At 63.3% G+C, this 21854-nt stretch carries 22 protein-coding genes and 1 pseudogene; 1 reads left to right on the forward strand and 22 read right to left on the reverse strand.

The features are described from left to right. Positions 1-36 precede the first annotated feature (36 nt). From CHB99_RS03525 to CHB99_RS03600, 16 genes and pseudogenes are all read right to left on the reverse strand, one after another. Positions 37-816 carry an RHS repeat-associated core domain-containing protein gene (locus CHB99_RS03525; RefSeq protein WP_052419346.1) on the reverse strand — a complete coding sequence of 260 codons (780 nt, stop codon included), beginning with the start codon at positions 814-816 and terminating at the stop codon, positions 37-39. Between the two features lie 498 nt (positions 817-1314). Further along, positions 1315-1638 (reverse strand): annotated as a pseudogene (locus CHB99_RS30020) (RHS repeat-associated core domain-containing protein); the annotation flags it as partial. 10 nt (positions 1639-1648) lie between these two features. Beyond that, complete coding sequence (locus CHB99_RS30485) at positions 1649-2536, reverse strand: RHS repeat-associated core domain-containing protein (RefSeq protein ID WP_084702434.1); 888 nt, start codon at positions 2534-2536, stop codon at positions 1649-1651. A gap of 239 nt (positions 2537-2775) precedes the next feature. Further along, positions 2776-3714: an RHS repeat-associated core domain-containing protein gene (locus CHB99_RS03540; protein WP_052419348.1), complete on the reverse strand. Its 939-nt coding sequence runs from the start codon at positions 3712-3714 to the stop codon at positions 2776-2778. A 91-nt stretch (positions 3715-3805) separates the two neighbouring features. Further along, complete coding sequence (locus tag CHB99_RS03545) at positions 3806-4687, reverse strand: transporter substrate-binding domain-containing protein (protein WP_042120637.1); 882 nt, start codon at positions 4685-4687, stop codon at positions 3806-3808. Then, on the reverse strand, positions 4684-5457 hold the full coding sequence (locus CHB99_RS03550) for an amino acid ABC transporter ATP-binding protein (RefSeq protein WP_042120638.1): 774 nt from the start codon (positions 5455-5457) through the stop codon (positions 4684-4686). Before CHB99_RS03550 ends, CHB99_RS03545 begins: the two co-directional genes overlap by 4 nt. Then, on the reverse strand, positions 5454-6113 hold the full coding sequence (locus tag CHB99_RS03555) for an amino acid ABC transporter permease (protein WP_042120640.1): 660 nt from the start codon (positions 6111-6113) through the stop codon (positions 5454-5456). The genes CHB99_RS03550 and CHB99_RS03555 overlap by 4 nt, the downstream gene beginning before the upstream one ends. Beyond that, positions 6094-6759 (reverse strand): amino acid ABC transporter permease, encoded by a 666-nt coding sequence (locus CHB99_RS03560; protein WP_042120641.1) that lies wholly within the window; start codon positions 6757-6759, stop codon positions 6094-6096. Before CHB99_RS03560 ends, CHB99_RS03555 begins: the two co-directional genes overlap by 20 nt. Positions 6760-6922: 163 nt before the next feature. Further along, entirely contained in the window at positions 6923-7927 is a 1005-nt protein-coding gene (locus tag CHB99_RS03565) for an RHS repeat-associated core domain-containing protein (protein ID WP_245655561.1), read from the reverse strand. Between the two features lie 215 nt (positions 7928-8142). Next, positions 8143-8928 carry a MetQ/NlpA family ABC transporter substrate-binding protein gene (locus CHB99_RS03570; RefSeq protein ID WP_042120643.1) on the reverse strand — a complete coding sequence of 262 codons (786 nt, stop codon included), beginning with the start codon at positions 8926-8928 and terminating at the stop codon, positions 8143-8145. A 175-nt stretch (positions 8929-9103) separates the two neighbouring features. Next, positions 9104-10045: a sigma 54-interacting transcriptional regulator gene (locus tag CHB99_RS03575; RefSeq protein ID WP_042120644.1), complete on the reverse strand. Its 942-nt coding sequence runs from the start codon at positions 10043-10045 to the stop codon at positions 9104-9106. Positions 10046-10114: 69 nt separating this feature from the next. After that, entirely contained in the window at positions 10115-10696 is a 582-nt protein-coding gene (locus CHB99_RS03580; RefSeq protein WP_042120646.1) for an alpha/beta hydrolase, read from the reverse strand. A gap of 132 nt (positions 10697-10828) precedes the next feature. Then, positions 10829-11128 (reverse strand): hypothetical protein, encoded by a 300-nt coding sequence (locus tag CHB99_RS03585; protein WP_042120648.1) that lies wholly within the window; start codon positions 11126-11128, stop codon positions 10829-10831. Between the two features lie 1167 nt (positions 11129-12295). Next, the gene (locus CHB99_RS03590) at positions 12296-12697 is read right to left on the reverse strand and encodes an ExbD/TolR family protein (RefSeq protein ID WP_009041659.1); all 402 of its coding nucleotides are present in this window, start codon (positions 12695-12697) and stop codon (positions 12296-12298) included. Between the two features lies 1 nt (position 12698). Beyond that, on the reverse strand, positions 12699-13421 hold the full coding sequence (locus tag CHB99_RS03595) for a MotA/TolQ/ExbB proton channel family protein (protein WP_042130055.1): 723 nt from the start codon (positions 13419-13421) through the stop codon (positions 12699-12701). 33 nt (positions 13422-13454) lie between these two features. Next, complete coding sequence (locus CHB99_RS03600; protein ID WP_042130057.1) at positions 13455-14264, reverse strand: energy transducer TonB; 810 nt, start codon at positions 14262-14264, stop codon at positions 13455-13457. 339 nt (positions 14265-14603) lie between these two features. Here CHB99_RS03600 and CHB99_RS03605 point away from each other — a divergent pair, with 339 nt between their 5' ends. Then, positions 14604-15458, forward strand: coding sequence for a LysR family transcriptional regulator (locus CHB99_RS03605; RefSeq protein ID WP_042130059.1), 855 nt, complete (start codon positions 14604-14606; stop codon positions 15456-15458). Between the two features lie 109 nt (positions 15459-15567). Here the strand turns inward: CHB99_RS03605 and CHB99_RS03610 are convergent, their stop codons facing one another. From CHB99_RS03610 to dibA, 6 genes are all read right to left on the reverse strand, one after another. Continuing rightward, positions 15568-16557: a sulfate/molybdate ABC transporter ATP-binding protein gene (locus tag CHB99_RS03610; protein ID WP_042130061.1), complete on the reverse strand. Its 990-nt coding sequence runs from the start codon at positions 16555-16557 to the stop codon at positions 15568-15570. 3 nt (positions 16558-16560) lie between these two features. After that, the gene (gene cysW / locus CHB99_RS03615; RefSeq protein WP_042130064.1) at positions 16561-17433 is read right to left on the reverse strand and encodes a sulfate ABC transporter permease subunit CysW; all 873 of its coding nucleotides are present in this window, start codon (positions 17431-17433) and stop codon (positions 16561-16563) included. Between the two features lie 13 nt (positions 17434-17446). After that, the gene (gene cysT, locus CHB99_RS03620) at positions 17447-18265 is read right to left on the reverse strand and encodes a sulfate ABC transporter permease subunit CysT (protein WP_042130065.1); all 819 of its coding nucleotides are present in this window, start codon (positions 18263-18265) and stop codon (positions 17447-17449) included. A 148-nt stretch (positions 18266-18413) separates the two neighbouring features. Next, positions 18414-19421, reverse strand: coding sequence for a sulfate ABC transporter substrate-binding protein (locus CHB99_RS03625; protein ID WP_042130067.1), 1008 nt, complete (start codon positions 19419-19421; stop codon positions 18414-18416). Between the two features lie 53 nt (positions 19422-19474). Further along, entirely contained in the window at positions 19475-19657 is a 183-nt protein-coding gene (oscA, locus tag CHB99_RS03630; RefSeq protein WP_009400195.1) for a sulfur starvation response protein OscA, read from the reverse strand. Positions 19658-19923: 266 nt separating this feature from the next. Further along, a complete protein-coding gene (gene dibA / locus CHB99_RS03635) occupies positions 19924-21816 on the reverse strand; it encodes a phosphodiesterase DibA (protein WP_042130070.1) in 1893 nt (630 codons plus the stop codon). Between the last annotated feature and the right edge of the window lie 38 nt (positions 21817-21854).

Genomic DNA, 21854 nt, shown 5'->3' on the forward strand with positions numbered 1-21854 from the left:
CGCTCGACGAGCCGGCCTGAATCCTGAGCGGACCGCTCAGCTGGAACCCATGCCACGGCGGAACTCCCTGAGCCGAGTTGCCATGTCGACGACGGCCGAAGGATCGTCGTGCTTGTCCCAGGGCATGGTCGGGCCATGTTGGGAATCTATCTTGCCGAGGGTCTGCTCAGGCAGACCAAAGGGGGTCGGACCGCGCGGTGTCGTTTCGGCGGGACTGATCGACCTCATGCTCCGCTGCCGGTCGAGAAAAATCGCCACTTCCATCGCCGAATATTTTCGCTGCGGCTTTACCTTGCGTCTGCGCAGCAAACCTCGGAACACCCCAGGCAACCTCGCACGGGACGAACTGGCGTCACCTGAGCCACGCGTCGCAGCACCCCGCTGGCTCGGCGCTGGCGACCGCGCCGGAAGCATACGCCTGCCGCCCTCGCCCCCCTCAGAGGCACGCCGGCGCAGGACACGGCCAAAGAACTTCCTCAGTCCAGCAAGAAAGCCGGACAAGGGAGCATGCCCGTCGGGATCGAGCAGATTGACCGGATCGCCCAGGCAAAAAGCGTAGGCATTCAACCCACCCCGTCCGAACGGGCTCCAACTGTCCGGGCTGTGGAAACGCATCAGCACCGGGTTGTAGACGCGATAGCCGTTGCCCAGCAGGTAATGGCCGGTCCGCCACTCCGGCAGTTCGCCGTTGAAGGCAGGCAGTTCGGCGCGAAAGAGGCTGGCGTGATGCCCGTGCGGGGTATAGACGACGGCGTCGCTTCCCGCCCGCAGTACCGACTGCTGCTGATCGCATGCCAGCAGCAGGGTCCATATCATGTCGGGCACCTCTCCATTGGAAAATCGTTCCGCCATCAGTCTGCAAATCCGGGTAGCAGGTCAGAGGGGGCTGGACGGATTGGTATCGACCTCGTCTGCGTTCAGCGCTTTGTTTCTTCTCCGAATCATATCTCTGACTGCATCAGGCAAATGAGCATGCGTTTTACTCCCACTTCCTCCCAACGGTGTTAACCGCTTCACCAGTTTCACCTGTGACGCGCTAAAGACCGGCACTGTCCTCGGTGCTCCCTTCGGAGATTGCACATGACTCGACGGATTACTGAGTCCCACAGGCCCTTTTACAGGTCCAGGGGGCAAGCTGGTATTTGGCTCTGACGCCATGACTCCTGACACCGCGGGCCCTGCCGGCAGATTTTCGCTATGTGCCGACGAAGTGGAGTCTCGCTTATCCAGGAGCGCTTTCTGCCGAGCCGGCCTGCCCTTGCTCCCGGTAATACGGCGGGCGGAACGACCGAGAAACTTCCTGAGTTGCGTGAACAGCCGCAGGAGGGGCACATGCCCATCGGGGTCGGTCCGATTGACCGGATCGCCCAGGCAATACCCATACGCATTCAACCCACCCCGCCCGAACGGGCTCAGGCTGTCCGGGCTGTTGAAGCGCATCAACACCGGGTTGTAGGCCCGATAGCCATTGCCCAGCAGGTACCACCCAGTCTCCGGCTCGCGCCACTGGCCGTTGAAACCGCTGCCGGGCAGGTCGGGGCATTCGGAGCGATGGCCGTAAGGACCATGGGCAATGCTCTGGCGCTGACGATCCACAAGGACTGCCAGGGGCGTTTGCTGGAGGTTGCAGCTCAGCAGAGCAGAGTGGTTATCCATCATGGGTAGCACCTGAATCGAATGGCGAGAGCGGCGGTGGGGCGGTCAATTCCCGGTGCCTTTTAAATGCTTGTTTGCCATGCCACGTCGCTAATGGGTTTGACAGCGTTCTGCGCGGCGTGCCGTCACTGCGAGGTGAAAGAGACATGTCACGGAGTGCCAAGACGGTGCGCGAGAATGGAGACGGATTGGAAGACCGCGGCAACACTGGCAACGGACCCAGCATCGTGACATCGGCCTGTGATGCAGGCCTGGTCGGCACGGGTCGGTGGCCGGGCGTTTCGCTTGGCGTAGCCTGGACACCCGCTGCAGTGTGCAGAGACTGCAGAGTGGAAGCGCCCAGTGCCCCGTCATCATTCGTACTCATCGCCTGCGCGCTTCCAGTCGACAAGGCAGTCATGCTCGTCGAGGGCGAGCTTCCAGACGCCAAGCTGGTTGTGCTCGTCAAGGGCGAGTTCCCCTCGCTCGGCAAGCGCTTGTGCTTGATGCCACGCCGCAGCGAGGAGCGATTCAACACTCGGCTGATCTGCCTCAGGAAAGCGAACACCGGCGCATGCCCATCGGGATCGAGCCGATTGACCGGATCCCCCAGGCAATACCCATACGCATTCAACCCACCCCGCCCGAACGGGCTCAGGCTGTCCGCACTGTTGAAGCGCATCAGCACCGGGTTGTAGGCCCGATACCCATTGCCCAGCAGGTACCACCCAGTCTCCGGCTCGCGCCACTGGCCATTGAAACCGCTGCCGGGCAGGCCGTGGGGTTCGCGACGATGGCCGTAGGGGCCATGAACAATGTCCTGCAGATGCCCGCCCGCCACAGCCCGCAATGGGCTCTGATGAAGGGTACAGGCCAGCAGGGCGAGGCGGTCGTTCGACATGGACGGGAACCCGGATCAACTGAAACGCGATTGCCACAGGTTACCCCTCCTGCCCGTGGCGCCTAGCTGGCAGAACTGTCAGGTGCCGCCCTTGACGATGGCGCGAGCGGGCCTGATGCCCCCGGGAGAGGCCGGACGGAGGCACGGCAAAGCAGGATCGGGACACTGATCGGCACGACCGGCAAACGCTGCGACGATGGCGAACAGATCGACCCGCTCCGACAGTCTTGAGCAAGGCACTACCAGTCGGGAAAAGCGTCCTTGATGCCCCTGACGAAATCCCTGTCTGTTGGGTCCGCGTTGGCCGCCAGCCACTCCAGATCCTTCTTTTTTATTGGTACTCGTAGTTCAGCCTCTTTTCTGTAGTAAGGGGTCGACGGTAGTCTCTCGCGCAGCATTTTCCTGGCTTCCCCCTTGTTGCCATAGCGGCTGTAAAGCGCCTTGAAATCCGTGACGTTCCTGGCGTCGATGGCAGCCGCGATTTTCGGGAAATCAGCACCCTGCCTCTCTTTGGTCCAAGCAGCACGTCCTTGGACCATCGTGGAGGTCCGATGAGGTGCAGAGGAGGTCGAGGGCACCTGCTGCTGCGAGACCCTCGGGGCGAAACTGATCACGGTTTCACGCCGCACGTCCAAAGGCGGTGACTGCGGACGTCTGGGGGAGAGTCCCTTGAGTTTGTCCTTCAGTCCGGCCCCAACGCCGGCGATGGCACCTACCGCAGCCACGCCAAGGATGATGGAAATCCATGACCACGGCGAAGCCTCCGCCGAACCGCCCTCTGCCGCCCCCACCGGCGCTCTTGCCGCCATCCCCCCCAGTGCCTCCAGCCCCAACGCTCCGAACCAGGCCATGTGTGCCGTGGGATCGCGATGATTGATCGGGTCGCCGAGGCAATACACGTAGGGGTTGAGGCCGCCACCGCCGAACGGACTCCAGCTGTCCGGCTGGTGGAAGCGCATCAGTACCGGGTTGTAGGCACGGTAGCCATTGCCCAGCAGGTACCACCCAGTCTCCGGCTCGCGCCACTGGCCGTTGAAGCCGCTGCCAGCAAGGCCGGGGTGTTCAGGACGATGGCCATAGGGGCCATGGGCAAGCGCCTGGCACTGCCCATCCGCAACCGCCTGCAAAGGGGTCTGATGCGGATCGCAGGCCAGCAGGACGGGGCGGTCGTTCGACATGGACGCAACCTGTGGTCAACCGGGAATCGATTGACCACAGGTTACCCTTCCATACCGAGCCGCCTAGCTGGCAGAACTGTCAGGTAAGGGTTCAGCCCTGCCACTTGCCGCCTTCGACGATCACGCTCTCCGGCTTGGTGTCGTCGCTCAGTTCCTTGCGCACGTACTGGTCGTACAGCTTGAGCAGGTACTTCTGCTCGCCCAGGCGCGAAAGCTCGGCGTTGACCCAGTCGCGCAGCTCGATATTGCCCTTCTTCACCGCCGGTGCGATCGGTGCTTCCTCGCCCAGCAGCTGCGGCAGTACGCGGTAGCCCGGGTTCTGCTTGGACCAACTGAACAGGATCAGGTTGTCCTGCGCGTAGGCATCACCACGGCCGTTGGCCAGGGCCTGCAGCGACTCGCTGTTCTTCTCGAACTTGAGCAGTTTCCAGTCCGGGTGGTTCTTGGTCAGCCAGATATCCGCGGTGGTGCCGGTGGTGACGATGGTGGTCTTGTCCGCCAGGTCGTCGAGCTTCTGCACGCTGCTGCCGTCCGCCACCAGGGCCTGCACGGCGACGCGCAGGTTGGGGTTGGTGAACTCCACCGCTTCCTTGCGCTCGGGGGTGACGGTCATGTTGGCCAGGATCAGGTCGACCTTGTCGCTCTGCAGGAACGGAATGCGGCTGGCCGGTTCGACGGCGACGAACTCGACCTTGTTCTCGTCGCCCAGCAGCGACTTGGCGAAGGCACGACCGATATCGGTATCGAAGCCGACGTAGCGGCCCGTCTCGTCGACGAAGCCGAACGGCGGCTTGTCGGTGAACACGCCGACGATCAGCTTGTCGCGGGCCTTGATGGTTTCCAGGTAGCTGGAGGTGGCCGGCGCGGGTGTCGCGGCGGCGGCCTTGGGCGGTTCTTCGGCCTTGTTGCAGCCGGCGAGCAAGGCCAGGCCGAGCAGGGACAACAACAGTTTCGAGGTCTTGGCAGTTTTCATATCAGTTCCTTTTGAGGTCGCTCCGGCAGGTTTTCGACGTAGGAGAATTTCTCCAGGAACTGCTGCGCGCGTGCGGTCCGCGGGTTCGTGAAGAAGCGCTCGGGGGGGCTCTGTTCAAGGATCCTGCCGGACTCCATGAACACGATGCGATCGGCCACCGCGCGGGCGAAGGCCATTTCGTGGGTAACGATGAGCAGGGTCATGCCGTCGCGGGCCAGGCCCTGGATCACCTGCAGGACTTCCTTGACCATTTCCGGGTCGAGGGCCGCGGTGACCTCGTCGAACAGCATCATCCGCGGGTTCATGCACAGCGAACGGACGATGGCGATGCGTTGCTGCTGGCCACCGGAGAGCTGGCGCGGGTAGGCGTCGCGCTTGTCCAGCAGGCCGACCCGGGCCAGCAGCGCCTCGGCCTGGGCCTGGGCCTCGTGGCGTTCGCGCTTCTGCACCTTGAGCGGGCCGAGCAGCAGGTTGTCGAGCACGCTCATGTGGCCGAACAGGTGATAGCTCTGGAACACCATGCCGACCTGCTGGCGGATCTCGCGCCAGTCGGTCTTCGGGTCGAGCAGTTCGCGGCCCTCCAGGCGCAGGCTGCCGCTGTGGGCGGCCTCCAGGCCGTTGAGGCAGCGCAGCAGGGTGCTCTTGCCGCAGCCGCTGGGGCCGAGGATCACCACTACCTCGCCGGCCTGCACGCTCAGGTCGAGGTCGGCGAGCACCTGCTGCTCGCCGAAGAACTTGTTGAAACCCTTGAATTCGATCAGTGCGCTCATGCGTGCGTCCAACGCCGCTCCAGGGCCTTCGAGGCCGCCGAGAGCGGGTAGCAGATGAAGAAGAAAAACAGGAACAGCGCGCCGTAGATCAGCACCGACTCGTAGGTGCGCTCGATGATCTGCTGGCCGACCTTGATCACGTCGACCACGCCGATCAGCACCGCCAGGGAGCTGGTCTTGATGATCCGCGTGTAGACGTTGATGGTCGGCGGGGTCATGCGCTTCAGCGCCTGCGGCAGCAGCACGTAGCCGTACAGCTGCCAGGCGGACAGGCCGATGGACAGGCCGGCTTCACGCTGGCCGCGCGGCAGCGACTGCAACGCCCCGCGCACCACCTCGCCGACCTCGCTGGCGCCCCACAGGGCCAAAACCAGCACGGCGCACCAGAAGCTCGGCAGGCTGATCTTGAAAAAGATCGGCAGGCCGAAGAACAGCAGGTACAGCCAGACCAGCACCGGGATGGCGCGGAACAGCTCCAGGTAGATGCGCAGCAGCGCATTCACACCGCCCTTGCCGAGGGTCGCCAGCACGCCGTAGAGCACGCCGCCGAGGGTCGCGAACAGAATGCCCAGGCCGGAGATCGCCAGGGTTTGCGCGGCGCCCTTGCCCAGTTGCGGCAACGACACCACGAGCAGCTCAAGACCCGAACTGGCCATGTTGCAGCCTCCTTTCCAGACGGCTCAGCAGCAGCGACAGGGGCAGGAACAGCAGGACGCAGATCAGCGTCATCACCGCGAGCATTTCGTAGGTCTTGTAGTAGAGGGCGATGTAGCTCTTGGTGGTGTAGAGGACTTCCGGCACCGCCACGGCGGAGACCACCGTGGTTTCCTTGAGCAGGAAGATGAAGTTGGCGAACAGCGCCGGCAGGCTGAGCAGGCCGGCCTGGGGCAGGATCACATGGCGCAGCAGCTGGCCTTCGGAAAGACCGATGGAGCGCCCGGACTCCAGTTGCGCGGCGGGCACCGCCTCGACACCGGCACGCAGCACCTCGGTGAGGTAGGCGCCGCCGAGGAAGGTCATGGTGATGATCGCCGCCGCGAAGCCGGAGACTTTCACGCCCAGGGCCGGCAAGGCGAAGTAGACGAAGAACAGCTGGATCAGCAGCGGCGTGTTGCGCGCCAGCTCGACGTACAGGGCGACCAGGCGATGCAGGACGGGGGTGCGGTAAAGCAGGATCGGCGCGTTGATCAGTGCAACCAGCAGCGAGGTGGCGATGGTGATCAGACCGACCTGCAGGGTCACGCCGACGGCCTTGAGGAAGGCGGGGAGCGTGCCGAGGATGAAGGTGAAGTCGAAGCTCATGGGATGGAGTCTTTTCCGAACCGACCCGGGGGTAGACGGGTGGTGTCCACAGGTTTCGAGGCGGGTAAGCCTTACTGGGGAAAGACTCTAAAGGTATAAAAATAATTATTTAAATACCGTTATTGCATATTGATATGCACGTCGGATCCTAACGATGCCCTCCTTACCTGTTTCCACGAACAGTGGACACCATTCTCTCGAGGAATTCGTATAGTTCCGAACCTGGCTGAGACCGCTGCAACGTGCGCAAATCTTTCATTTTGAACTCATCGAATCTCGTTCTCGCTCTCGCCTGCGGACTTGATGTCGGTAGGTGCTCTTTCATTTTTCGCAATACATTCGGTCTATTGGGGCCCTCTCTGGCGTATCGGGATAACGTCGCGCTGTCGAGGTTATCGATCACAGCCTTCATCCATTCGCCATCGCCTCTCCTTCCGGGATAAGGGGGCGACAAAGTGGGTTCCGGGAAAGGCTGACGGGGGGCGCGCGCAAGCGAGGCGAGTCGCGACAATGGATCCCCGCCTTTAGGCAAGCTCAGATCCATAGGCTGTGTTTGCGGAGCTGGCACGGACAGGTCCAGTGGGTGTGTTTGCGGAGCTGACGAGGACAGGTCCAGCGGGTGGGTTTGAGGAGACGCCGAACGTCGTCTCCTTCCAGCAGCCAACATGCCCCCGACACCCACCATCGAGGCCACACCAAGACCGATGGAAAGCCACATCCATAGCGACGATCCTCCTCCACTTTCTCCCTGCGTCGACGTATCCGCCCGCGAGCCCGGGGAAGCCAGCAACATCAATGCCTCCAGCCCAACCCCGCCGAGCCAGGCCATGTGGCCGGTGGGGTCGCGAAAGTTGATCGGATCGCCCAGGCAGTACACGTAGGGATTGAAACCACCCGCTCCGAACGGACTCCAGCTGTCCGGCTGGTGAAAACGCATCAGCACGGGGTTGTAGGCACGGTAGCCGTTACCCAGCAGGTAAAGGCCTGTGGCAGGCTCGGGCAGTTCGCCGTTGAACCCGGGTTGCGCGACATGCGACCGCGCGTGGCGCTGGCCGTAGGGCGAATAGGCGGTAGCGTCGTGTGCTTCGGCGGATCGCGCCGCCAGCACGCTCTGCTGTGAGTCGCAGGCGAACAAGACCACCCTGGAGTCATCGTTTCGAACCGCCATCGCGCACCCTGGTTCCCGTGGAACAAGCATGTTCGCAGTGTATAGACAGGCCGAACGGCTCATAACTGGCAGAACTGTCAGGGCTAAAGCAATTGGGGCCGCTTTGCGGCCCTTCGCGAGCACGCTCGCTCCTACAGAGTCACGCGAATCCTGTAGGAGCGAGCGTGCTCGCGAAGGGCTGCAAAGCAGCCCCAAACAGCGTATTCAGAGACGAATCAGAACGCCGGCAATACCGCGCCGCTGTACTTCTTCTCGATAAAGGTCTTCACCTCAGGCGAAGTCAGGGCCTTGGCCAGCTTCTGGATCGCTTCGCTGTCCTTGTTGTCCGGACGGGCCACCAGGAAGTTCACGTAAGGCGAGTCGCTGCCCTCGATCACCAGCGCGTCTTTCGCCGGGTTCAGACCCGCTTCCAGCGCGTAGTTGGTGTTGATCATGTCCAGGTCAACCTGGTCCAGCACACGCGGGAGCATGGCCGATTCCAGTTCGCGGAATTTCAGTTTCTTCGGGTTCTCGGCGATGTCTTTCGGGGTCGCCAGGGCGTTCTTCGGATCCTTCAGGGTGATCAGGCCGGCCTTCTGCAACAGAAGCAGGGCACGACCACTGTTGCTGCCCTCGTTCGGGATGGCGACGGTGGCGCCTTCCTTCAGCTCGGCCAGGCTCTTGACCTTCTTCGAGTAACCACCGAACGGCTCGACGTGAACGCCGATCACGGTTTCCAGGTGGGTGCCCTTGCCTTCGTTGAAGTTCTTCAGGTACGGCAGGGTCTGGAAGTAGTTGGCGTCCAGACGCTTCTGGTCGACCTGCACGTTAGGCTGCACGTAATCGGTGAAGACCTTGATCTCCAGGTCCACGCCTTCTTTGGCCAGGGTCGGCTTGATCAGCTCCAGGATCTCGGCATGCGGCACCGGGGTGGCGGCCACCACCAGTTTCTCGCCCGCATGGGCAAAACCGGCAACCGACAGCGCGGCAGCCAGGGCAGTCATCAACAGAGCTTTTTTCATGTGCAGTCCTTATTGGTATTCCGCGCCTCGTGGGCGTCGATGTGTTGGTTCGCCAGGCCCGTGCTGCCCGGCGTGAGGCGGACAATATCGGGATTTTTTATTCCCGAACAATATCTTTTGGTTAGTCACTTATTCCTTTTTTTCACAAACCCCTCGATGCATGAAGCGCAACGCGCTAGATCACGTCTTGCGTAAGGCGCAACAAGGTTTGCTCAAGCAGCTTCTGCAATGCCCGTCGCTCCTGGGCATCGCCCAACTCGCTGAGGCGCTCCAGGCGCTGGGCCAGGGCATGCAGCGGGGTCGGCAGGTTCAGGTGTTCGGCGAGGATTTCGTCGCCACTGCCCTGCAGCAGGGCGAAGTGAATGACGTTCTCCAGTTCGCGGGTATTGCCCGGCCAGTCGTGCAGTTCCAGCACACGCTGGGCTTCCTCGCTGAGCAGCGGCACCGGGCGGTTGAGTTTCGGGCTGTAGATGCCGACGAAGTATTCGGCCAGCGGCAGGATGTCGCCGACCCGCTCGCGCAAGGCCGGCAACTCCAGGCGACCTTCGTGCAGGTAGTCGAACAGCCGTGGGTGGAAGTGCCCGGCGGCGACCGCCTCGGCCAGGTCGATGCTCGACGCGGCGACCAGGCGCACGTCCACCGGGTGCGGCTGCTGCGCGCCGACGCGATAGACCTCGCGGTTCTCCAGGGCGGCCAGCAGCTTGACCTGGATCGCCAGCGGCAGGTCGGCGATCTCATCCAGGTACAGCGTTCCGCCATTGGCCGAACCGAACCAGCCGGCGCGGCTGCTGGCGGTGCCGCTGTGGGCACCGGCGGTGTAGCCGAACAGCTCGGCATCGGCATAGGTCGGGCTGATCGCCCCGCAGTTGACCGAGACGAACAGGCCGCCGCGGTCGCTGGCGCGGTGGATCTGCCGGGCCAGCAATTCCTTGCCGGTACCGCTTTCACCGCGGATCAGCACCGGCAGGGCCAGCGGCGCCAGCAGTTCGAGTTCCTCGCGCAACTGGCGCGAGCGCGGATCGACGAACACCAGCGCCTTGGCGCGAATGCTCAGCGGGCTCTTGTCGAGTTCGGGAAAGGTCAGCAGCGGCTGGCCGAAGGTGTCTTGTGCAGTCATGGCAAAGCTCCCGCCCGGGCTCCTGGCCCGGGCGTTACGAAGAGAAAGATGAAGAAAGGCGGTGGCGGATCAGGCGCGACGCAGGGCGCCCTGTTCCATTCGACTCTGCAGGCGGTACAGGTAGGCGAAGCCCTGTTCCCAGCGCTGGTGGCCGGACTTGACGTTGATATGCCCGGCACCACCGAGCACCCCGGCTTCGGCGCCCCAGGCGCGGGCCAGTTGCATGGCACGCGGCGTGCTGACGGCCGGGTCGTTGTCGGAGGTCACCACCTGGCTGGGGAACGGCAGCAGGTTCATGGGAATCGGCGCGAAGTTGCGCAGAGCCGGCGAGCAGGCCGGTCGCTCGACATCCGCCGGCGCCACCAGCAGCGCACCACGGACCCGGCGCAGCAAGGCCGGGCTGGCCTGCGCGGCCCAGTGGGCGACGGTGATGCAACCCAGGCTGTGGGCGATCAGGATCACTGGCGCCGCGTCGGCGGCAATCGCCTCTTCCAGCGCCGCGACCCAGTCCCCGCGCGTCGGCGTCAGCCAGTCGGCCTGCTCGACACGGGCGCTGTTGGGCAGCGTCCGGTGCCAATGGCTTTGCCAGTGCTGCTCTGGCGAACCCTGCCAGCCCGGCACAATCAGGTAACGGATCGACTCGTTGCGCATGGGGAACTGCCTCCTGCTGCGGTTGCTTGCATGCGAGGAAGTATTGGCGAGGGAGTTATATCCGTAAAGGAATAAGAAGCTATTTATTAATAACCATATTGAAAGCGGGACCACTGCGGGTCCCGCCAGGCGTCAGGCGGTGGGCTGCTGCCAGTCGCGGCTTTCGTAGCCGTCGATCAAGGCGTCGACCAGGCCCTTCGCCGCTTCCACGGCATGCATCGTCAGCCAGGGGAAGCTGCTGGTGCCGGGTTCCGGGGTGAGGGAGAGCTGGGTGGATTCGTAGGCGCAGCGCAGGAACATGGAGATGTGGATCAGGGTGCTGTGGGGGTCGATGCCGGGGTTTACGGAGAAGAGTGGCGGGTGGGTGGGGCATGTGCCGAAGGGGCGGGCGCAGGTTGGGGCCAAAGGTGGGTCGGGGACTATTTTTTTCATCGATACCTCCAGTGATGGTTGGGACCGACACCCGATCGTTTCCACACGAATTGGGTGGCAGCTGCACGCGGGGTGGAAAACCGGGTCACTGGAAAACCCGGCAGACCCAAAGGTCTCCCGCGCACAGCCGCCGTAGAGGCTGTCTTCCAAGTGATTCCCAATGGGTTTCCACACCCACTCGCCAGTGCATCAGCGAACGGAGAAGACTAGAAGGTGGGGTTTCCATGGGCAAGGAAGACAGGATCGACAGAACGCGTAGGTTACGTCCTAGGATTTTCAGCTTCCACAAACTTTATGTTTGCAGGTGTCTGGAATGGGCCTGCTGCGCAGGCCTTCGCGGTGGTTCGTCACACGACAAGCCACGCTCCTACGGAGGTACAGTCATACGAAATATCGCGGTTGATTGCCCTCCCCCGGTAGGAGCGAGGCTTGCCCGCGAAGGACCGTAAAGCGGTCCCGGAAGGTGGCCACTGCATAGGCGGTGGAAAACCGAGGGGTAAGGACAAACCCCGGCAGGCCATTACGCCTCACCCATGCAGCAGCCATTGAGCCAGGAAACGGTATCCCTCCAGCCCAGACCCGGCCAGCAGCTTTGTGTTTGGAAATCTGTGATCTCCCGGCTTGCCGAAGCCGGCGTGGGAGCGGAATCGCATCAGGGCTGCCAGGTGTTCGCCTTTATAGGTGCAGCGTCCTCCAGATCGAGCGCCGCCCGCGCGGCGCATCGCGGGCAAGGCCCGCTCCCACATCTTTTGCAACGTGCCATGGCCTGTTGGATTTGAGTTGTCAGCCTTTGTTTTTTCGGCAATGCATCGCGGGGAGGCTGTTGGGCTCGACTCGGTATCGCGTCGAACCAACAAGGCGGTCAACCATGGCCTGTCAGGCATAGGTACGTTGCAACCGATGTGGGAGCGGGCCTTGCCCGCGATGCGCCGCGCGGGCGGCGCTCGATCTGGAGGGCGCTGCACCTGTCAAGGCGAGCACCTGTCAGCCCTGATGCAGTTCAATGTCAGGCTTTGGGGTTTGCGGAGATACCCATGCTCTTGAGGACCAGCCACTGAAAAAATTCGGTATTTCCGAATTATCTTTCCCACTGAAACGCCATCAACCGAAAAAAAAGCCAGCCCCTGCCACAGGACCGGCCTCAAATGTGCCTGAGTTGCGTGTTGCTCAGCGTGCAGTGATCACCGACAACTTGGTGATCCCCGCCCGTTCAATGGAAGCCATGGCACGCGCCACCTCCCCGTAATTCACTCCATCGTCCGCCTGCAGTTGCACCCGTACCTCGGGGTCCTTGGCCTTCGCCGCCTGCAGGTTGGTTTCCAGCAGATCCGGCTGGATTTCATCCTTGTTGATGAACAGCTTCCCTGCCCCGTCGATGCTCACCACCAACGGATCCTTCTGTTCCACCGGGGCCACGGCCTCGGTCTTGGGCAAGTTGATCGGGATGGCGTTGGTCAGCAGCGGCGCGGTGACGATGAACACCACCAGCAGCACCAGCATCACATCCACCAGCGGGGTCACGTTGATCTCGCTGAGTACCTCGTCGCTGTCCTGGGTCGAAAAGGCCATGTCACACCGCCTCTTTCACGGGCTGGCCCGCGGCGTTACCGGCCTTGAGCAGCGTAGGGTGGGCGATGACGCGGAAGGCGCTCTTCTGCGCGAGGCTGTAGAAGTCGTGGGCGAAGTCGTCGAGGTCGGCGGCGGTCAGCTTCAACCGACGCAGGAAGTAGTTGTAAACCAGCACCGCCGGCACCGCGACGGCGATACCCACGCCAGTGGCGACCAGCGCCGCGCCGATCGGCCCAGCCACGGTTTCCAGGCTCGCCGAGCCCGCCGCGCTGATGCCCTTGAGTGCTTCCATGATGCCCCACACGGTGCCGAACAGGCCGATGAAGGGCGAGGTGCTGCCGATACTGGCGACCACGGCCAGGCCGGTTTCCAGCGAGCGACGCTCCCGCACGATCTGCTGGCGCAGGGCCCGCTCCAGGCGATCCTGGTGGTTGATGGCGTGGCTCAGGTCGGTGGCCTGGCCCGGCTCGCCGACGGCGATGGCGGCGTAACCGGCCTGGGCGACACGGGCCGCCGAGCCTGGTTGCGAGTGGGCCAGTTCAGCCGCCGAGTCGAGACTGGAGGCGGCCCAGAATTGCTTGTGGAAACGCTTGTCCTGGTTCTTCAGACGGACAAACTGCACGGTCTTGACCAGGGCCAGGCCCCAGGTGACCACGGAGAAGCCGACCAGCAGCCAGATCACCGCGCTTTCGATGGATTCAAGGGGGGAAGCCAATACGCTCATGATGTGTTCTCTCTCTCGTTGCGCGAATTTGGGTTAGCGAATCTTGAAGTCGATGGGCACGCTCACCCAGCCTTCCTGGGGTACATCGCCCTGCTTGGCCGGCACGAAACTCCAGCGCTTGACCGCGGCCAGCGCGGCGTCGTCGAGTTGCTGGCGACCACTGCTCTGCTGGATCTGGATCTCGCCCGGCTTGCCGCTGGCGAGCACCTTGACCCGCAGCAGCACCGTGCCTTCCCAGCCGCGACGCTGGGCCAGCGACGGGTACTCCGGTGCCGGGTTCTTCAGGTACGCGGCGTTGGCCGAGGCCGGCGTCACCGGTGCCGGCGCGGGTGGCGCGGGCGGCTGCGGCGCGGCGACCGGCGGGGCCGGGGTTGGCGGCTGTTCCACCGGTTTCGGCTCGGGCTTGGGCGTTGGCTTGGGCACGGGCTTCGGTTTGGGTTTCGGTACCGGTTTGGGCGGCGGCGGTTTCACCGCCAGTTCGTCCTCCACCGGCGGTGGCGGCTCCACCACCGGCGGCGGGGGCTCGACCACGGGTGGTGGCGGTTCGATCACCGGCGGTGCGGGCTGGGAAAACTCGATGGTCATCGGTGGAATTTCCGGCGGCACCACGGGCAGCACCGGGGTCGGTTTCTGGCTGATCCAGTACGCGGCCGCGCCATGCAGAACCAGGGCGAAGACGCCGAGCAGGACTTTCTCGCGGCGCTTCAGCGCACTGCGCGGCGCCCGCTGCAGGCGCTGTTGGCCGAGCGGCGAACGGTGCGGCCGGCCGAGATCGACCAGTTCGCCCGGCGTCGGGCGCCACAGCACGTCAACGGCACTGGCGGCGGTCTGGACATTACCCATTGATAAACTCCTGGGGGTTCGGTGCATTCCATCGAAGGGGATAAGGTGGGCCTTCGCTTGGCTGGAATGATCCGGGTCAGACGCTTATCTCTGAAAGTAATCTTTAAAGTTATAGATAGAATTTTTGGGAATATATTGTTTTCACCGATCGCTACAGCCCTTGCAGATCAAGGCCTGCAGCGGCGACGGTATTTTCTGATGCCTTTGCGGCATTAAAAATATTCGCCAAAGGCATGGAAAATCGGGGCTTTGCCTGACCGAAATCATATGCATTTCAGTTATTTATTTATGTTTTTACATGCTTTTACTGAATAAATGATTGCCTTTATAAGGTGTGCCATGCACATCGACCTGCGCCAGTTGCGCCACCTCCTCGCCCTCGCCGAACACCGCAGCTTCGTTGCCGCGGCGGGTTCGGTGCGTCTTTCCCAGTCCGCTTTCAGCCGCAGTATCCAGGCCCTCGAACACAGTGTCGGTTGCCAGCTGGTGGACCGCGCGAGCAAGGACCTGACGCCGACCCGGCAAGGGCTGGTGGTGCTGGAGCATGCGCGGCGGCTGGTCAGTGGCGCGCATCAGCTGAGCAACGAGATTCGCCAGTTCAATGATCTGGAGACGGGAGAGCTGCGCTTTGGCCATGCGCCGGCGAGCGGGCTGGTGACGCGGGCCGTGGCCGGGTTCGTCGGGCGGTATCCGAAGGCACGGGTATGTGTCCAGACAGCAGAACTGGGCAAGCACTTGCTGGCGGATAAGCTGGAGTTCTTCGTGGCCGACAGTCGTGGTTTCGATGGGGATTCTGCGTTCCAGGTTCTGCGGTTGAAGCCGAGGGCCTGGCAGTTCTTCGTTCGCCACGGGCATCCGCTGGCCGAACAGGCCCGCATCACGCAAGAGGACCTGAAGGCCTGGCCGCTGGCCATTTCCGCCGGGGAGCCGAGCCTGGTCGAGCTGGGTGCGACGATCGAATGCGCGGAAGGCTTGCAGGCGCTGGTGGCCGGGTCGGATGCGATCGGGGTCAGCCATGACGGGGGCGGGCTGGTGCGGTTGCAGGTGAGCGGGGTCGAGGTGCCGGAGGCGCGGTATGCGATCGTCAGCCGGGCCCGGCAGAGATTGTCGCCGTTGGCGGAGGCGATGGTCGGGGAGATTCTGCTGGTGGATCAGGCCGAGGACGGGGCAAGCCTGGAGAGGATGGCGGTGTAGGTGGGGACCGCGTTGCGGTCCTTCGCGAGCAAGCTCGCTCCCACAAGCATGGAGTGATCCTGTGGGAGCGAGCTTGCTTGCGAAGGCCTGCGGAGCAGGCCCAACGGCCTCAGATATTCTCGACCTTCTGCCACACCTTCGGCTTGAAGAACAAAGTCTCACCCCGCGCCAGACCGCTCAGGCTGTCATGGTCCTTGACCACTTCCGCCTCGATCAGCTCGCTCTGCCCTTCCACCTTCAGGGTCACCCGGGTGGTCGCGCCCAGCGGACGGATATCGCGCACCTCGGCGACGTGGTGCCCTTCCATTTCATGCCGCGACAGCGACACTTCGTGCGGACGGAACAGCACGTGGTGGTTCTCGCTCAGGTGCAGGCGGTTGGAGTCGCCGAGGAAGTGATAGACGAAATCGCTGGCCGGGTTCTCGTAGACCTCGCCCGGCGAACCGATCTGCTCGATCACGCCCTTGTTCATCACCACGATGCGGTCGGCCACTTCCATGGCTTCTTCCTGGTCGTGGGTGACGAACACCGACGTCAGGTTGATGTCCTCGTGCAGCCGCGCCAGCCAGCGGCGCAGTTCCTTGCGCACCTTGGCGTCGAGCGCGCCGAACGGCTCGTCGAGCAGCAGCACCTTGGGCTCCACCGCCAGGGCGCGGGCCAGGGCGATGCGCTGGCGCTGGCCGCCGGACAGTTGCTCCGGGTAGCGATCGGACAGCCAGTCGAGCTGGACCATGTTCAGCAGCTCATGGACCTTCTCGGCAATCCTGCTCTCGCTCGGGCGCTCGCCCTTGGGCTTCATGCGCAGGCCGAAGGCGACGTTGTCGAACACGCTCATGTGGCGGAACAGCGCGTAGTGCTGGAACACGAAACCGACGTTGCGATCACGCACGTCGTGGCCGGACACGTCTTCGCCGTGGAAGACGATATTGCCATTATCCGGGGTCTCCAGGCCGGCGATGATGCGCAGCAGGGTGGTCTTGCCGCAGCCGGACGGGCCGAGCAGGGCCACCAGCTCGCCGCTGTTGATATCCAGGTTGATGTTGTCCAGGGCCTGGAAGCTGTTGAAGCGCTTGCTGACGTTACGAACTTCGATCGACATGAATTATTCCTCCGCCGCACTGTGGCGCAGACGGTTAATGCGGTTCTCGCTCCACTGCTTGAGCAGCAGGATGAAGAGCGCCAGGATCAGCAGCAGGCTCGCCACGCTGAACGCCGCGACATGGTTGTATTCGTTGTAGAGGATCTCGACATGCAGCGGCAGGGTGTTGGTCACGCCGCGGATGTGCCCGGACACCACCGACACCGCGCCGAACTCGCCCATCGCCCGCGCGGTACACAGCACCACGCCGTAGATCAGGCCCCATTTGATGTTCGGCAGGGTCACGTGCCAGAACATCTGCCAGCCGTTGGCGCCGAGCAGGCGCGCGGCCTCCTCTTCCTGGGTGCCCTGCTCCTGCATCAGCGGGATCAGTTCACGGGCGACGAAGGGCACGGTGACGAAGATGGTCGCCAGGACGATGCCCGGCAGGGCGAAGACGATCTGGATATCGTGGTCCTGCAGCCACGGCCCGAACAGGCCCTGGGCGCCGAACATCAGCACGTAGACGAGACCCGCGATCACCGGCGAGACCGAGAACGGCAGGTCGATCAGGGTGACCAGCACGCTCTTGCCGCGGAAGTTGTACTTGCTCACGCACCAGGCGGCGCTGACGCCGAATACCAGGTTCAGCGGCACCGAGATGGCCACGGCGATCAGGGTCAGCTTCAGGGCGGACAGGGCATCGGCTTCGAAGATCGCCTCGAAGAAGGTGCCCAGGCCCATCTTCAGGCCCTGGGACACCACGATCACCAGCGGCAACAGGAGGAACAGGGCGAAGATCAGCCAGCCAAGGCCGATCAGGATGCGCCGGGCAGTGGCGCTGCCACGGCGGGCGGCGTTGGCCGAAGCGGCCGCGCCAATTGCGGATGCAGACATGCTCAGGCCTCCTTCAAGGGGTTTCGATGCGCCGCTGCAGCAGGTTGATCAGCAGCAGCAGGATGAAGGAAACCACCAGCATCAGCACGCCGATGGCGGTCGCGCCGGTGTAGTCGTACTGGTCGAGCTTGACCATGATCAGCAGCGGCAGGATCTCGGTCTTCATCGGCATGTTGCCGGCGATGAAGATCACCGAACCGTACTCGCCCACGCCACGGGCGAAGGCCAGGGCAAAGCCGGTCAGCCAGGCCGGCAGCAGGGCCGGCATCAGCACGTGGCGGAACACCTGCAACGGCTTGGCGCCAAGGCAGGCGGCGGCCTCTTCGACTTCCCGGGGGATGTCGGCGAGCACCGGCTGCACCGTGCGCACCACGAACGGCAGGGTGACGAAGGTCAGTGCCAGGGTGATGCCGAGCGGGGTGTAGGCGATCTTGAAGCCGAGGTCGGTGGCGAACTGGCCGACCCAGCCGGACGGCGCGTACAGCGCGGTCAGGGCGATGCCGGCGACCGCGGTGGGCAAGGCGAACGGCAGGTCGATCATCGCCTCGATGATCTTGCGTCCGGGGAAGGTGTAGCGCACCAGGACCCAGGCCAGCAGGGTACCGATGATGCCGTTGATGATGGCGGCGCAGAGGGCGGTGCCGAAACTCAGCTGCAGCGCGGCGAGTACCCGCGGTGCGCTGACGATGTTCCAGAACTGCTCCCAGGTGAGCTGGGCGGCATGCACGAACATCGCCCCCAGCGGTATGAGCACTATCAGACTGAGGTACACCAAGGTGTAGCCCAGCGTCAGCCCGAAGCCGGGTATGACGGGGGATATACGACGTGACATAAAGGTCCTTGGTCTAGCTGGTTTTCATACGGGGTGTTCGGGGGCTGCGTTGCAGCCCTTTCGCAGGCAAGCCAGCTCCTACAAGGACCACGTGAATCCTGTAGGAGCTGGCTTGCCTGCGAAAGGGCCGCAAAGCGGCCCCAAAAAATCACTGTGCAGAGTAGATCTGGTCGAACACACCGCCATCGTTGAAGAACTTGGGTTGGGCAGTCTTCCAGCCACCGAAGTCTTTGTCGATAGTCACCAGGTCCAGTTTCGGGAACTGGTTGGCGTATTGCGCGGCGACCTTCTCGTCACGCGGACGGTAGAAGTTGTCGGCGGCGATCTTCTGCCCAGCCGGGCTGTACAGGTACTTGAGGTATTCCTCGGCGATCTTCTCGTTGCCCTTCTTCTCGGCGTTCTTGTCGACCACGGCCACCGGCGGTTCGGCGAGGATCGACAGGGACGGCACGACGATTTCGAACTTGTCGTTGCCACCGTCTTCCTTCAGTGCCAGGAAGGCTTCGTTTTCCCAGGCCAGGAGCACATCGCCCTGACCGTTGTTGACGAAGGTGATGGTCGAGCCGCGGGCACCGGTGTCGAGAACCGGCACATGCTTGAACAGCTCCTTCACGTATTCCTGGGCCTTGGCTTCGCTGCCGCCGGCTTTCAGGCCGTAGGCCCAGGCGGCGAGGAAGTTCCAGCGGGCGCCGCCGGAGGTTTTCGGGTTCGGGGTGATGACCGAGACGTCTTTCTTGATCAGGTCGCCCCAGTCCTTGATGCCTTTCGGGTTGCCCTTGCGCACCAGGAACACGATGGTCGAGGTGTACGGAGTGCTGGCTTGCGGCAGACGGGTCTGCCAGTTGTCCGGCAGGGTCTTGCCGAGCTTGGCGACTTCGTCGATGTCACCGGCCAGGGCCAGGGTCACCACGTCGGCGCGCAGGCCGTCGATCACGGCGCGGGCCTGCTTGCCCGAACCACCGTGGGATTGCTGGATCTTCACCTTGTCGCTGGGGTTGGCCTGTTGCCAGTGCTTGATGAACTCGGCGTTGTACTGCTGATACAGCTCGCGGGTTGGGTCGTAGGACACGTTCAACAGCTCGTAGTCCTTGGCGATGGCGGAACCGGCAAAAACAGCACTGGCGAGTGCGGCCAGGGCATAACGGCGGATAGACATGGTGAAGCTCCCGATTGGCTTTTTTCTAATAGGTAGACCTGGGCACGCGAGCTTCAGCTCGGTTTGTTGCCCGAGTTCTGCAGGCGGAATTTTTCCTTGCGTTCGATCTGCACGACCTGGGCGTTGTGCACGGTGATCTCCACCGCGCCGAAACGCAGGTCACGCAGTGCGCTCTGGATTTCGCGCAAGATGGTGGCTTCGTCCTGACCGTCAACGCTACGCAGAGATGCGCTCATGCTCGTGCTCCTTTGATAGTGGGGGCCCGGGAGCAGCATGTAGGAAGGTGACTGCGCCTGGTGTGGGAGCAATCTTATGAGGGGCTGAATATTCTTAAAAATACTATTTAAGAATTTTTATATAACCGAATTATCAGAGCCTGTAGGAGCGCGGCTTGCCCGCGAAAGGACCGCGCAGCGGTCCCATCCTGGTGAATCATTTGTGGGACCGCTGCGCGGTCCTTTCGCGGGCAAGCCGCGCTCCTACGGTAAGGGGGGGACGCGGCTTACCAACGCAGCTCCTGCGCCGGCACCGGCCGCCCGTACCAGTAGCCCTGCCCCATGTCGCACTGGTGCTCCAGCAGGAAGCGCGCCTGTTCGGACTGCTCGATGCCCTCGGCATGAATCGCCATGCCCATGCTCCGCGCCAGGGCGATGATCACCCGGACGATCGCGACATCGTCGTCATCACCGGGCAATCCGGCAACGAAGCCCTGGTCGATCTTCAGCTTCTGCACCGGCAGGCGCTTGAGCCGCAGCAGCGACGAATAACCGGTGCCGAAGTCGTCGATCGCCAGGCGCAGCCCCAGGTCGCGCAGGCGGTGCAACTGCTCCAGCGCCACTTCCGGGTCGTCCATCACCGCGCTCTCGGTCACCTCGACCTCCAGCCGCGACGGCTCCAGCCCGGTGTCGTCGAGCACCTGCGCGACCTGCTTGTACATCTCGCGATGGGCAAACAGGCGACTGGACACGTTCACCGCGACGAAATCGAGCACCTTGCCATCGCCCAGCCAACGGACCATCTGCTGGCACGCCTGGCGCATGACCCACATGTCGATGTCGGCGATCAGCCCGGTGCGTTCGGCGATCGGGATGAACTCGCCCGGTGGCACCAGCCCGCGCTGCGGGTGCAGCCAGCGCACCAGGGCCTCGGCACCGATCATCCTGCCGCTGAACAGGTCGTGCACCGGCTGGAAGTACACACGCAACTCGCCCTGCTCCAGGGCCCGGCGCAGTTCACTGGCGGTTTCCACCCGCTGCTGGGCATGGGCGGTCAGTTCTTCGGTGTACAGCGCGTAGCCGGCCCGGCCATTGCTCTTGGCCTTGAACAGCGCCGCGTCGGCGTTGCGCAGCAGTTGCTCGGCGCTCTGCGCATCGCTGGGGAACAGGCTGATGCCGATGCTGACGCTGCTGAACAGGCGGTGATTCTCCAGTTCGTAAGGCTCTTTCAGCACATTGACGATCAGTTGCGCCAGGTCCGCCGCCTGCCCCACCTGCGAGCAGTTTTCGCTGAGGATGGCGAATTCGTCACCGCCCAGGCGGGCCAGGGTGACGCCCGGGTCGATCACCAGCTTGAGGCGATCGGCCACGGCCTTGAGCAACTCGTCGCCGATGTTGTGGCCAAGGCTGTCGTTGATGCTCTGGAAGTGGTCGAGGTCGAGCAGGAGCAAGGCGCAGCCGCGCTTGTTGGCCTGGGCCGTGGCCAGGGCCTGCTCGGCACGGTCGTTGAACAACAGGCGGTTGGGCAGGTGGGTCAGCGGGTCATGGTGAACCAGATAGGCCAGCTCGCGCTCGGTGTGCTTGATCGCGCTGATGTCGCTGAACACGGCGACATAGTGAGTCAGTTCGCCGCCATCGTCGCGGATCGCGCAGATGGTCTGCCACTGCGGGTACACCTCGCCGCTCTTGCGCCGGTTCCACACCTCGCCGCTCCACTCGCCCTTGTCGTGCAGGGCGGCGTACATGGCCTGGTAGAAGGTCTGGTCGTGGCGACCGGACTTGAACTTGTTCGGCCGCTGGCCGATGACTTCTTCGCGCTGGTAGCCGGTGATGTTCATGAAGGCGCGGTTGACATGCACGATGATGCCGTCGCGGTCGCTGACCAGCACGCCTTCCAGGGTGCTGTCGAACACCGCCGCGGCCATGCGCAGGCGCTCGCGGTCTTCACGACGCAGGCGCGCGCCGAGGCCGATGAAGTTGAGCAGGCGCACCCGGGACAGGAAAATCAGCACGGCACTGCAGGCCGCCCAGGTGTAGGCGTTGATCAGCTGCCAGCTGGCCTTTTCCCCCGGATCATCGAAAACACTGCTTAATATTTGATCAGATACGACCAGCCACAACAGCGACAGCACCAGGTACAGCGCAGCCATGCGCAAGGCGTCTCGTGCGGAAACAGACATAGCGTCTCGGATGCCCACATCAAAAGATGGGGCATTAT

It is taken from the genome of Pseudomonas japonica, from assembly GCF_900188455.1.
Taxonomy (GTDB): Bacteria; Pseudomonadota; Gammaproteobacteria; order Pseudomonadales; family Pseudomonadaceae; genus Aquipseudomonas; species Aquipseudomonas japonica.